Below are 12,494 nucleotides of genomic sequence, written 5' to 3'. Positions count from 1 at the left end.
CCCCGACGACCCCGGCGCCTGGCTCGCCACCCGCGGCAACTGGCAGAAGAACGTTCCGGCCTGTAACCAGTGCCACGGCCCCGGGGGCATAGGCGTGGGCGAGAGTTTCCCCAGCCTGGCCGGCCAGCAGGCCGCCTACGTCGCCGGCCAGCTGCGCGCCTGGCGCCAGGGGCAGCGGCCGCCCGGCCCGCTCGGCCTGATGCCCGCAGTCGCTACCCGCCTCACCGACGCCGAAATCGACGCCGTCGCCGCCTATTACGCCGGCCTGCCCCAGGCGGCCGCCCGGCAAACCCAGGGAGCCCAGCAATGATCCGCGCCCGTCTCCGTTTCCTGGTCCTGGCCGCGGCCGGCGCCGCCGCTTCCGCGCTCGCCGCCGACGCGCCCCCGGTATTCACACCGCCCCCGGAGTCGTCCATTCCCGACAACGAATTCGGCAAGGCAGTGCGCCAGGGCGAGCAGATTTTCCTGCACACGCCGCAGATGGCGTCGAAGTTCGTCGGCAACAACCTCACCTGCGCCAGTTGCCACCTGGACGCCGGCCGGCGCCCCGATTCCGCGCCCATGTGGGCGGCCTACGTGGTCTATCCCGCCTACCGCGCCAAGAACGGCCACGTGAACACGCTGGCCGAGCGCCTGCAGGGCTGTTTCCGCTTCAGCATGAACGGCAAGCCGCCGCCGGCGGACGATCCCACGCTCACGGCGCTGCAGACCTATATGTTCTGGCTCGCCAGCAAGGCTCCCACCGGCGTGAAGCTGCAGGGCCAGGGCTACCGCAAGCTGCCGCCGCCGCCCCAGCCGGCCGATTACGTGCGCGGCAAGGCGGTCTACGCGCAGTACTGCGCGGTCTGCCACGGCGAGCAGGGCCAGGGCCAGAAACACGGCCGGCACTGGGTCTTTCCCGCGCTCTGGGGCCCGGACTCCTTCAACTGGGGCGCCGGCATGCACCAGATCGGCAATGCCGCCGGGTTCATCAAGGCCAACATGCCCCTGGGCCAGGCCGGCATGCTGAGCGACCAGGAAGCCTGGGATGTGGCGTATTTCATGAACGCTCACGAGCGGCCGCAGGATCCGCGTTTCAAGGAGTCGGTGCAGGCCACGCGCGCCAAGCACCACGACTCGGACGATTCGCTTTACGGCAAAGAGGTCAACGGACACCTGCTGGGCAGCGACGCCCCGCCGCCCGGCGGCTCGCTGCGCCAGGAACAGGCCGGGGGCTGAACGACCGCCAGGCGGGACGCCCGACCCTGCGGCGTCCCGCGATTTGCTATTCTTCCGTTCTTGGCATCACACCCCGTCGCATTCATGTCTTCCTCCTCCGGTAACGTCTTCATGGTCGTCGCGCCCAGCGGCGCCGGCAAGTCCAGCCTGGTGCGCGCGCTGCTGCAGCAGGATCCGTCCATCATGCTGTCGGTTTCCTGCACCACGCGGGCGCCGCGCCCGGGCGAAGCGGACGGCCGCGAATACCGTTTCGTCACGGTGGAGGAGTTCCAGCGCCTGCGCGAAGAGCAGCGCCTGCTGGAGTGGGCCGAGGTCCACGGCAATTTCTACGGCACGCCGCGCGACCCCATCGACGAAGCCACGCGCGGGGGGCGCGACGTGCTGCTGGAAATCGACTGGCAGGGCGCGCGCCAGGTCAAGCAGCGCTATCCGGCCGCCATCGGCATCTTCGTGCTGCCGCCGTCCATCGACGAGCTCGAGAACCGCCTCAAGGCCCGCGGCCAGGACGCCCCGCAAGTAATCGCGCGCCGCCTGATGGCGGCCGGCGGCGAAATCGCGCACGCGCCGGAATGCGAATATGTTATTATTAATCAAGAATTTAGCGTGGCCTTGTCGGAACTGACCCAAATCGTCAGCGCCGCAAGGCTGCGTTTTTCGTCTCAGGCCGTGCGCCACGCCCAACTGTTCGCCCAGCTTGGCATCCCGGCCGGGCACTGAGGCGGTTCGTTCCCTCTTCATCCATCAGCACCAGGTGTCCTAATGGCTCGCATTACCGTCGAAGACTGTCTGACTCAGATCCCCAACCGTTTCAAGCTCACGCTGGCCGCCACCTATCGCGCCCGCGAGCTGGCGCAGGGCCATGCCCCGCGCCTGGACAGCAAGGACAAGCCCACGGTCACGGCGCTGCGCGAAATCGCGGCGGGCCTCACCGGCACGGAAATGCTGCGCAAGGTTCCGACCTGATCTTCCCAGGGAGGCGGCAAGCATGGCTTTTCCCGGGCTGAAGTACGCCTCATCCGGCCTGCTTGCCGCGCTGCGCGCGGGGTCCCGCCTGGGACGCCGCGGCGGCAAGAAGAACAAGACCGCCTCCACCCTCCCCGTCGCCGATGCCGAACGGGAAGTGGCCGAGGCCACGGCCTCGCCCGTGGCTTCGCTGGCCCCGCTGACCGAAATCATCGCGGGCTATCTCGACAAGAAAGACGTCGAACGCGTGCGCGAAGCCTACCGCTTCGCCGACCAAGCCCATCTGGGCCAGTTCCGCGCCAGCGGCGCGCCGTACATCTCCCATCCCATCGCCGTCACCGAGATCTGCGCCGGCTGGAAGCTCGACGTCAACGCCCTGTCGGCGGCGCTGCTGCACGATGTCATGGAAGACCAGGGCATCGCCAAGCAGGAGCTGGCCGAGAAGTTCGGCCCCGAGGTCGCCGAGCTCGTCGACGGCCTGTCCAAGCTCGACCGGCTCGACTTCGCCACCAAGGCCGAGCAGCAGGTCGAGAGCTTTCGCAAGATGCTGCTGGCCATGGCGCGCGACGTGCGCGTCATTCTCATCAAGCTGGCCGACCGCCTGCACAACATGCGCACGCTGGACGCGGTCAGCCCCGAAAAGCGCCGCCGCATCGCCCGCGAAACGCTGGAAATCTATGCGCCCATCGCGCACCGCCTGGGGCTGAACCTGCTGTTCCGCGAACTGCAGGATCTCTGCTTCGCGGCCATGTACCCGAACCGCTACCAGGTGCTGTACAAGGCCGTGCTGGCCGCGCGCGGCAACCGCCGCGAGGTCATCGGCAAGATCGCCGACGCGGTGCGCGCCGCGCTGCCGGCCGCGGGCATCGAGGCCGAGGTCACCGGCCGCGAGAAAACGCTTTATGGCATCTACCGCAAGATGGTGGACCAGAAGAAGTCGTTTTCCGACGTGCTCGACATCTACGGCTTCCGGGTCATCGTGCATACCCTGCCCGAGTGCTACCTGGCGCTGGGCACGGTGCACCAGCTCTACCGGCCCGTGCCCGGCAAGTTCAAGGACTACATCGCCATTCCCAAACTGAACGGCTACCAGTCGCTGCACACCACGCTGGTGGGGCCGTACGGCACGCCCGTGGAATTCCAGTTCCGCACGCGCGACATGCACCACGTAGCCGAGGAAGGCGTGGCCTCGCACTGGCTGTACAAGAGCGCCGACCTCACGCTCAACGACCTGCAAAAGCGCACGCACCAGTGGCTGCAGTCGCTGCTCGACATCCAGAGCCAGACCGGCGACTCGGGCGAATTCCTCGAGCACGTCAAGGTCGATCTCTTCCCCGACGCGGTGTACGTGTTCACGCCGCGCGGCAAGATCATCTCCCTTCCGCGGGGCGCCACGCCCGTGGATTTTGCCTACGCCATCCATACCGACATCGGCAACCAGGCGGTGGCCGCCAAGGTCAACGGCGAATTCGTGCCGCTGCGCACCGAGCTTTCCAGCGGCGACACGGTGGAGATCGTCACCTCGCCCGCCTCGCGGCCCAACGCGCAGTGGCTCAACTACGTGCGCACGGGCCGCGCCCGCTCCGAGATCCGGCACTACCTGCGCACGGTCAAGTACGAAGAATCGGTGGCCTTCGGCGAGCGCCTGCTGGCGCAGGCCCTGCAGGAGCTGCACATGCCGCTGCCCGCGGCCGACGACCCTGCCTGGCAGAAGCTCGCGCGCAGCACGGGCGCCAGCTCGCGCGAGGAAATCCTGGCCGACATCGGCCTGGGCAAGCGGCTGGCCGCCGTGGTGGCGCGCCGCTTCGCGCCCGAGCACCAGTTGGTGGCCACCACCGCCGCCGCGGTGGACGAGCTCACTTCCGCGCGCAGCGCGCCCATCCTCATCCAGGGCAACGAAGGCCAGGCGGTGCAGCTCGCCCCCTGCTGCGGCCCCTTGCCCGGCGATCCCATCGTCGCCGGCATGCGCATGGGGCACGGCCTGGTGGTGCACACGGCGGACTGCCCGGTCGCCATGCGGCAGCGCCTGCGCGAGCCGGAACGCTGGATCAACGTGGCCTGGGACACCCACACGGCCAAGCACCTGGCCACCCGCCTGGACATCGTCACGCGCAACGAGCGCGGCGTGCTGGGCCGGCTGGCGGCGGAGGTCACGGAAGCCGACGCCAACATCATCCACGTCACCATGCACGACGACGCGGTCGCCACCGTCTCCCTGCACCTGACCATCCAGGTCGACAGCCGCAAGCACCTGGCTCAGGTCATCCGCGCCATCCGGCACGTGCCGCAAGTGCAGAAAATCGTGCGCGTCAAGGGTTAGGGCCGGCGCCCGCCGCGATCAGAAAATCGTCCCGCATTCCGCCTCGAGGCGGCCAGATCGAAAAAGCGCTGCCGAGGCAGCGCTTTTCTTATCGCGCCCGGTTTCAGCAGGCTCAGGCCGCCGCCCGCGCCCGCGGGAACACCTGGTCCACCGAGGCGGCGAACAGGTCGGCGATGCGGTCCACGTCCTGCGCAGTGCAAATGAACGGCGGGGCAAACAGCACATGGTCGCCCCGCGCGCCGTCCACCGTGCCGCCCATGGGATAGACGAGCAGCCCTTGCCGCATGGCGGCCGCCTTGAGGCGCGCGTGGGTTTTCAGGGCCGGGTCCAGCGTGGCCTTGCTGGCGCGGTCGGCCACGAACTCGACGCCGACGAAAAGGCCCCTGCCGCGCACGTCTCCCACGTGCGGGTGCCCGGCCAGGACCTCCTTCAGGCGGGCGCGCAATTGCTCGCCGCGCGCCCGCACGTTCTGCAGCAGGCCATCGCGTTCGATGACCCGCTGCACTTCCAGCGCGGCCGCGCACGCGATGGCGTGGCCCAGGTAGGTGTGGCCGTGCTGGAAGAAGCCGCTGCCGCTCACGATGGCGTCGTAAATGCGGTCGCTGCAAAGCATGGCGCCGATGGGCTGGTAGCCCGCCCCCAGCCCCTTGGCCAGGGTGATGATGTCCGGCGCGACGCCGTCTTCTTCGCACGCGTACAGATAGCCGGTGCGGCCCATGCCGGACATGACCTCGTCCAGGACGAGCAGCACGCCGTACTTGTCGCAGACGGCGCGGATGCGCTGGAAATAGCCGGGCACGGGCGCCACCGCGCCCGCCGTGGCGCCGACCACCGTTTCGGCCACGAAAGCCGCCACGTTCTCGGGCCCCAGCTCCAGGATCTTCGCTTCCAGTTCGTCGGCCAGCCGCGCTGCGTACTGCGCGTCGGTTTCGCCCGCGGCCTGGAAGCGGTAGGGAAAGCACGGCGACACATGATGGGCGGGCGTGAGCAGCGGCAGAAAGGGTTCGCGCCGCCAGGCATTGCCGCCGATGGCCAGCGCGCCCAGCGTATTGCCGTGGTAGCTCTGGCGCCGGGCGATGAAATGCCGCCGCGAGGGCTGCCCGGTTTCGACGAAGTATTGCCGCGCCAGCTTGAGCGCGGCTTCCACCGCCTCGGAGCCGCCCGAGACGAAATACACGTGGTTCAGGTCGCCGGGCGCCCTGGCCGCCAGCAGGTCGGCGAGCGCTTCGGCCGGCTGGGTGGTGAAGAAGGAGGTGTGCGCGTAGGCCAGCGCGTCGGCCTGGCGCTTGATGGCCTCGATCACGTCGGGGTGCCGGTGTCCCAGCGAAGACACCGCCGCGCCGCCGCAGGCGTCCAGGTAGCGCTTGCCGGCGCTGTCCACCAGCTCCATGCCCTGCCCGTCCACGACGGTGGGCGGCGCTTGGCGGGGGTTGCGATGAAAAACATGGCTCATAGTCGTCTCCAATGATTCAGTTCAGGCGGCGTCGGGCGCGCGCCGCAAGACCTGGCCGGAATAGGCCGGCAGCGCACGGCCTTCGTTCCAGACCCGCCGTCCGTTGACCCAGACGCCGTCGATGCCGGCGCTCACCTGGATGGGGTCCTCGAACGTGGCGCGGTCCTGCACGCGGTCGGCGTCGAACAGCACCAGGTCGGCATGGCAGCCCGGCGCGATGCGCCCCCGCTGCGCCAGCCCGTACTGGCGCGCCGCCAGGCCCGTCATTTTGTGCACCGCCTGCTCCAGCGTCATGAGCCCCGACTCGCGCACCATCCGCGCCAGGATACGGGGAAAGGTGCCCCACTGGCGAGGGTGGGGCCGGGGATCGAAAGGCAGCCCGTCGGAGCCGAAAAGCGTGAGCGGAAAGCTGGCGATGCGCTCCACGTCGCCCTCGTCCATGACGAAATAGATGGCCGCGGCGGCCGCAGCTTTTCGAGCAGGCCCTGCTCGTCCAGGCCCAATGTCCGCATGAGTTCGTGGAAATCGCGCCCGCCCGCCTCGGGATAGCCCTTGGACCAGGTGATCATGGTGCGCGAGGCTTGGCTCACGCGGTCCAGCCGCAGCATGGTGGAAGTGGCCGGATACGGATGGCAGTCCAGGCAGAGCGGCTGCAGGCGCGAGGCCTGGCCGAGCAGGCCCAGGGTTTCGCGCGAGCGCCCGAAATTGCGCTTGCCCGCCACCTTGTGATGGGAAAACACCACCATGCAGTCCAGCGCGCGGCCGATGCGCAGCGCCTCTTCGATGGCAGGCACGATGTCGTCGGTTTCGTCGCGCAGGTGCGTGGAATAGATGCCCCGGCGCCGGCGCACGGGCTCGCACACGGCGATGATCTCGGCTTCGGTGGCGGCCGCCGCGGGCGGATAGAAGGTGCCGGTGGATACGCCGAACGCGCCCGCCTGCATGGCCAGCTCCACCTCCTCTCGCATGGCCTCCGTTTCCGCGGGCGTGGCCGGGCGCGACAGGTCTTGCATGGTTTTCACGCGCAATGTGGAATGCCCCACCAGCGGCGCCACGTTCACGTTGGCCGGCGCATCGCGCAGCGCCTGCAGCCAGTCGCCGAAGCCGGCGAAGCGAAACAGCGACGGCGGCCCCATCAGGTCCAGCGGCTGCGGCGGATCGTCGTGCACGAGCGGGGCCACGCTGATGCCGCAATTGCCCGTCACCACGGTGGTCACGCCCTGCGAGATCTTCGGTTCCATGCCGCGATGCACGAGCAGATAGCCGTCGTCGTGCGTATGGGTGTCGATGAAGCCGGGCGCCAGCACGCGCCCGCGCGCCTGCACCACCTCCTGCGCGCCGGTGACGTCCAGCGCCTCGCCACGGCGAGGATGCGGCCTTGCGCGACCGCGACGTCGGCCGTGCGGCGGGGCGCGCCCGTGCCATCCACCACCGTGGCGCCGCGAAACAGGATATCGGCATGGCGCCGCGGGGCTTGCTTCGGATTGCTCATGGATTCCTCGATTCTTGCGCCGGCCGGCGCGGGGCATGCAACGCCCGCCGGAAACGCTTCATGAAACGTTTGTTTCTTCAGTTGATTCAATAAAACATATGATACACGCCGGATGCATTGCGCGGCGGCTTATGCAACAATCGTTGCACATTTGCCACCCCGACCGCAGACCATGTCGCAGCCTACCCCCATGCCGCCCCGGACCCTGGAATCCCTGCTTGCCCTGCTGCGCGAGCAATACGCCGGCCTGAGCACCCAGTTCCAGGGCGGCGCGCGCTACCTGCTCGACCATCCCCAGGAAGTGCCACTGCTCTCCATGCGCCGGATCGCCACCGACGCCGGCGTGCAGCCCGCCACGCTGGTGCGCCTGGCCCAGTCGCTGGGCTTCGACGGATGGCAGAGCCTGCGCGAACTGTTCGTGGAAGCGTTTCGCGCCGGCCCGCAGCCGCAGCCCTACGCCAAGCGCGCCCGGAAACTGGTGCGCGAAAGCGGCTCGGACCGCCTGCTGGATGCCATGTTCCAGGCCCAGCACGGCAACCTCGAGCGCACCGCCCAGGCCAACGCCCAGCTGCTGCCTCAGGCGGCCGCCCTGCTCGCCGCCGCGCCCCACGTGCACGTGGCCGGGTTCCGTTCCTGCCATCCGCTGGCCTTCGGCTTTCATTACCTGTACCGCCTGTTCCGCAACGCCGTGCACCTGATCCGGGGCGAGGGCGGCACGCTGGAAATGGACCTGCGCGTGCTGGCCCCCAAAGACGCCGTGGTCGTCATCAGCTTTGCCCCCTACTCCCGCGAAATCGTGCGCGTGGCCGAGGCGGCGCGCAAGTCGGGCTGCAAGGTGGTGGCGCTCAGCGACAGCGTGGTGGCTCCCATCGCGCTGGAGGCGGACTGCACGCTGGTATTTTCGGTGGACAGCCCTTCGTTCTTCCCGTCCGTTACCGCGGGCATGGCGCTGGTGGAGGCGCTGGTGCAGCAATTGCTGGCCCAGAAGGGCAAGGGCGCCATCAAGGCGCTGGAGCAGGCCGAGGAGCAATTGCACAGCACGGGCGCCTACCTGCCCTCCGCCGGCCACGGCTGAACCCGGCTGCGGCACAGGCCTTGCGCCTGCAGGGCGCGCGCCGCCCGCAGGCACAGCGCCTCGCCGTCCGGCGGCCCGAGCACTTGTACCCCCAGGGGCAGGCCCGGGCCCGGCGCCAGGGCGCCGCCACCACCGGCAGGCCGGCCAGCGACACCGGGCGCGTCATGTGGCCCGCGTCGGCGCGCGGCGCGTAGCGGCGGCCCTCCAGGATCACCGATTCCCGCGCCCAGCGGNTCCGGCGAGGCCGTGCAGGCTTTTCTCGCGCACTGGGAGCAGGCCCTGGTCGGGGTGGAGTTCCTGGATCTGGCGCACCCCAAGAAGCTGATGCCGCGCATGCGGCACCTGTTCGCGCGCGCCGGCCTGACGCGCGACGAGGTGGACATGATGCGCGGCGTGTGCACCGCCATGCTGTCGCCGCGCCGGCAATCGGTAAAAAAATAGGGACGGCATAGCCGTCCCTATTTGCCGCCCTGGAGGCCCGCCGGGGGCGGCCCGCCGAGGCGGACGCAGTCGTCAGTCGACGCGGGCGCCGGAAGCCTTGACCACGGGGGCCCAGCCTTCCACTTCGCTCTTGATGAACGCGCCGAACTGCGCCGGCGTGGTCTTCTCGCCCACCGCGCCCAGCTTCTCGAAGCTGGTCTGCACTTCGGGCTTGTCCAGCGCCTTCTGCATGGCGGCGTTGAGCTTGTTCACCACCTCGGGCGGCGTGCCGGCCGGGGCGATCATGCCGAACCACGACGACACGTCGAAGCCCGGGAAGCCCGATTCCTGCATGGTGGGCACGTCGGGCGCGCTCTTGGAGCGCTCCTTGGTGGTGACGGCCAGCGCGCGCAGCTTGCCGCTCTGCACGTGCGGCCACGACGAGGGCATGTTGTCGAACATGTACTGCACCTGGCCGCCGATCAGGTCGGTCACGGCCGGGGCGCTGCCCTTGTAGGGCACGTGCAGCACGTCGATGCCCGCCTTCATCTTGAAGAGCTCGCCCGCCATGTGGATGGACGTGCCGCTGCCCGATGAAGCGAACGCGAGCTTGCCGGGGTTCTTCTTGGCGTATTCGACCAGTTCCTGCACCGACTTGACCGGCACGCCGGGGTTGACCACCAGGATATTGGGCACCTTGGCGCCCAGCGCCACCGGCGTGAAGTCCTTGGTCAGGTCGAACGTGACGTTCTTGTACAGGGTCTGGTTGATGGCGCTGGTCACCGCCACGAACAGCAGCGTGTAGCCGTCGGGAGCCGCGCGCTGCACCATGTCGGTGGCGATGTTGCTGCCCGCCCCCGGCTTGTTCTCGACCACGAACGACTGCCCCAGCTCCTCGGTAAGTTCCTTGGCGAAGATGCGGGCAATCACGTCGGTGGTGCCGCCGGCCGAGAAACCGACCACGATGCGTACGGGTTTGKCGGGCCAGGTCGGCGGCCAGCAACTGGCCGAGCCGGGAATCGGGTTCGATGGCAAGAACGTTCATGGGGCAGCGGGCGGGCCAATGCCGGCGCGAGAGCGCCGTCGGAGATCAACCACTCATGCTGGCCCGGTCTGTCCGGAATGAAAACCGGAAGAGTCTTAAAGCTGAGAGGCGGCGGGCGCCGCCCACGAAAAAGCCGCCGGGCGCGGAGGCCGGGCGGCTCTTGCGGGGCGCGTCCGCCCGCTTCAGCGGATCAGGCTCAGGAATTCGGCGCGGGTGGAGGGGTTGTCATGGAATTCTCCCAGCATGACCGAGGTGACCATGGAGGAATTCTGCTTCTCGACGCCGCGCATCATCATGCACATGTGCTGGGCCTCGATGACTACCGCCACGCCGGCCGCGTCGGTGACCTGCTGCACCGCCTCGGCGACCTGCCGGCTGAGGTTTTCCTGGATCTGCAGGCGCCGGGCATACATCTCGACGATGCGCGCCACCTTGGACAGGCCCAGCACCTTGCCGTTGGGCAGGTAGGCCACGTGCGCCTTGCCGATGAAAGGCAGCATGTGGTGCTCACAGAGCGAGTAGAGCTCGATATTCTTGACCAGCACGATTTCACGCGTATCGGACGTGAAGAGGGCGCCATTGACGATCTCTTCGAGGTTCTGTCCGTAGCCGCGGCAGAGATGGCGCATGGCCTTGGCCGCGCGGGCGGGCGTGTCCGCCAGGCCTTCGCGGGAGGGGTCTTCCCCAAGCGCTTCGAGTATGGCGGTGTAGTGCTGTTCCAGTGACATGGGGACTCCTGTATTGCGGGCGCCCTGGGCGCGCGTATGCAAGTCTACCGCAGCGCGCCGGCCGTCATGCCGCCGGCGGCGGCGTATTGAATCGACTGTTTCATGGTAATTACTGATAGATCATTTGTTTCATAAAAACTAGTATCCGGCCATGCCTTCGCCGCGCCGCGAGCGTGCGCGGGCGCGGGAGGGGCCGGCACGCCTGCGGCGCGGCCGGCCGCCATGGGCAGCCATCGGGACGCCGGGACACCGGGACATCAGGGAAAGGAGGACGAGCATATGAATTCAGGCAACACGGCGGCGCTGGACGCCACGGCGGCCGAGGCGGCGGCCTGCGACGCGGCGGCGCACACCGCCTACGCCAAGGTGACGCGGCGCATCGTGCCGTTCATCGTGCTGTGCTACTTCTTCAGCTACCTGGACCGCGTCAACGTGGGTTTCGCCAAGCTCCAGATGCAGCAGGCGCTGGGCCTGAGCGACGTGGTCTACGGCGTGGGCGCGGGCATCTTTTTCTGGGGCTACATGCTCTGCCAGGTGCCCAGCAGCCTGCTGATCTACCGGCTGGGCATGCGGCGCTGCATGGCCGCCATCATGATTCTCTGGGGCCTGGTGTCGGCGGCCACCATGCTGGTCACCACGCCCATGGAGTTCTACGCGGCGCGCTTCCTGCTGGGCGTGACCGAAGCCGGCTTCTTCCCCGCCGCGGTGATGTACCTCAACAAGTGGTATCCGGCGGACCGGCAGTCGCGCATCATGTCCCTCCTGTTTCTCGCGATGCCGCTGGGCATGGTGCTCGGCGGCCCGGTCTCGGGCGCGCTGATGGCGGGCACGCACGACCTGCACGGCCTGGACGGCTGGCAGTGGATGTTCCTCATCGAAGCGCTGCCCGCCGTGCTGCTGGGCCTGCTGCTGCTGCGCATGCTGCCGGAGTCGCCGCGCGAGGCGCGCTGGCTCAGCGCCGAAGAGGCCGAGGCCGTCTCGGCGCTGCTGGACCGCGAGAACGCCCGGAAAAGCACCCGCTTTCTCACTGCGCTCAGGTCGCCGGTGCTGTGGACGCTGATGGCCATCTGCCTGCTTTTCAACATCGGCAACTATGGCCTGGTGTTCTGGCTGCCCACCATCATCCAGTCCACCGGCCTGCAATCCACGCTGGAGATCGCGCTGCTCACCGCCATTCCCTACGCCGTGGCCTGCGTGGTCATGAACCGCAATGCGGCGCACGCCGAGCGCACGGGCGAGCGGCGCTGGCACTGCGCGGTGCCGATGTTCGTGGCGGCGGGCGGCATGTGGGCCAGTACGCTGGCGCCGCACAACACCGCCGTCGCCATGTGCTTCCTGACGATCGGCATCTCGGGCCTCATGGCCACGCTGGCCATGTTCTGGGGCCTGCCCGGACGGGTGCTGGCGGGTACGGCGGCCGCGGGCGGCATCGCCATGATCAACAGCGCGGCCAGCCTGGCGGGCCTGATCGGGCCCATTCTGATGGGCGGGGTCAAGCAATGGTCGGGCAGCATTTCCGTGGCGGTGCTGGTGCTGGCCGCGCTCATGCTGGCGGCGGCTCTGCTCATCCTGGCCATTCCGCGGCGCCTGATGGCGTGAGCCGATACGGGCGCGCCGCGCCCAGGAGGAACCGAATGACGCAATCTTTCGACGCGGCCTTCGCGCGGGTGCGGGCGGCGGCCGGCAGCCTGGAAGGGCCGGKGKWCGMYGATCTGGATAGGCATGGGCGCCGGGTAAAAGGGTAAAGTGGCCTTACCAATTGGCCACTATGCTGCGCGCA

At 68.7% G+C, this 12,494-nt stretch carries 10 protein-coding genes and 2 pseudogenes; 8 read left to right on the top strand and 4 right to left on the bottom strand.

Annotated elements, in window-relative coordinates:
• From AD428_RS17235 to AD428_RS17215, 5 genes are all read left to right on the top strand, one after another.
• Nucleotides 1-310: c-type cytochrome (locus AD428_RS17235; RefSeq protein ID WP_152968132.1), on the top strand; the 310-nt coding region annotated here is incomplete at its 5' end.
• Complete coding sequence (locus AD428_RS17230; protein ID WP_053244836.1) at nt 307-1,218, top strand: c-type cytochrome; 912 nt, start codon at nt 307-309, stop codon at nt 1,216-1,218. The genes AD428_RS17235 and AD428_RS17230, both read left to right, overlap by 4 nt.
• An 84-nt stretch (nt 1,219-1,302) precedes the next feature.
• Nucleotides 1,303-1,935 carry a guanylate kinase gene (gene gmk / locus AD428_RS17225; RefSeq protein ID WP_082308321.1) on the top strand — a complete coding sequence of 211 codons (633 nt, stop codon included), beginning with the start codon at nt 1,303-1,305 and terminating at the stop codon, nt 1,933-1,935.
• Nucleotides 1,936-1,977: 42 nt separating this feature from the next.
• The gene (gene rpoZ, locus AD428_RS17220; RefSeq protein ID WP_053244837.1) at nt 1,978-2,181 is read left to right on the top strand and encodes a DNA-directed RNA polymerase subunit omega; all 204 of its coding nucleotides are present in this window, start codon (nt 1,978-1,980) and stop codon (nt 2,179-2,181) included.
• Nucleotides 2,182-2,203: 22 nt separating this feature from the next.
• Entirely contained in the window at nt 2,204-4,501 is a 2,298-nt protein-coding gene (locus AD428_RS17215; protein WP_053245992.1) for a RelA/SpoT family protein, read from the top strand.
• A gap of 112 nt (nt 4,502-4,613) precedes the next feature.
• Here the strand turns inward: AD428_RS17215 and AD428_RS17210 are convergent, their stop codons facing one another.
• Both AD428_RS17210 and AD428_RS17205 read right to left on the bottom strand, forming a co-directional pair.
• The gene (locus tag AD428_RS17210) at nt 4,614-5,954 is read right to left on the bottom strand and encodes an aspartate aminotransferase family protein (protein ID WP_053244838.1); all 1,341 of its coding nucleotides are present in this window, start codon (nt 5,952-5,954) and stop codon (nt 4,614-4,616) included.
• A gap of 21 nt (nt 5,955-5,975) precedes the next feature.
• Nucleotides 5,976-7,446 (bottom strand): annotated as a pseudogene (locus AD428_RS17205) (N-acyl-D-amino-acid deacylase family protein).
• 172 nt (nt 7,447-7,618) lie between these two features.
• Between AD428_RS17205 and AD428_RS17200 the strand changes: the two are divergent.
• Together AD428_RS17200 and AD428_RS17195 are read left to right on the top strand one after the other, a co-directional pair.
• Complete coding sequence (locus tag AD428_RS17200; RefSeq protein ID WP_053245991.1) at nt 7,619-8,521, top strand: MurR/RpiR family transcriptional regulator; 903 nt, start codon at nt 7,619-7,621, stop codon at nt 8,519-8,521.
• A 234-nt stretch (nt 8,522-8,755) separates the two neighbouring features.
• Nucleotides 8,756-8,962: pseudogene (locus AD428_RS17195) on the top strand (RNA methyltransferase); the annotation flags it as partial.
• Nucleotides 8,963-9,034: 72 nt separating this feature from the next.
• Here the strand turns inward: AD428_RS17195 and AD428_RS17190 are convergent.
• On the bottom strand, nt 9,035-9,976 hold the full coding sequence (locus AD428_RS17190; RefSeq protein ID WP_053245989.1) for a tripartite tricarboxylate transporter substrate binding protein: 942 nt from the start codon (nt 9,974-9,976) through the stop codon (nt 9,035-9,037).
• A gap of 192 nt (nt 9,977-10,168) precedes the next feature.
• Complete coding sequence (gene folE, locus AD428_RS17185; protein WP_053245988.1) at nt 10,169-10,714, bottom strand: GTP cyclohydrolase I FolE; 546 nt, start codon at nt 10,712-10,714, stop codon at nt 10,169-10,171.
• A 279-nt stretch (nt 10,715-10,993) separates the two neighbouring features.
• On the opposite strand from folE, the gene AD428_RS17180 reads away from it, so the two are divergent.
• On the top strand, nt 10,994-12,313 hold the full coding sequence (locus AD428_RS17180) for an MFS transporter (protein ID WP_053245987.1): 1,320 nt from the start codon (nt 10,994-10,996) through the stop codon (nt 12,311-12,313).
• Nucleotides 12,314-12,494 lie beyond the last annotated feature (181 nt).

This window comes from Achromobacter sp. DMS1, assembly GCF_001270295.1.
The sequence above is the reverse complement of the archived record's forward strand: the minus strand, read 5'-3'. Positions and strand labels throughout refer to the sequence as shown.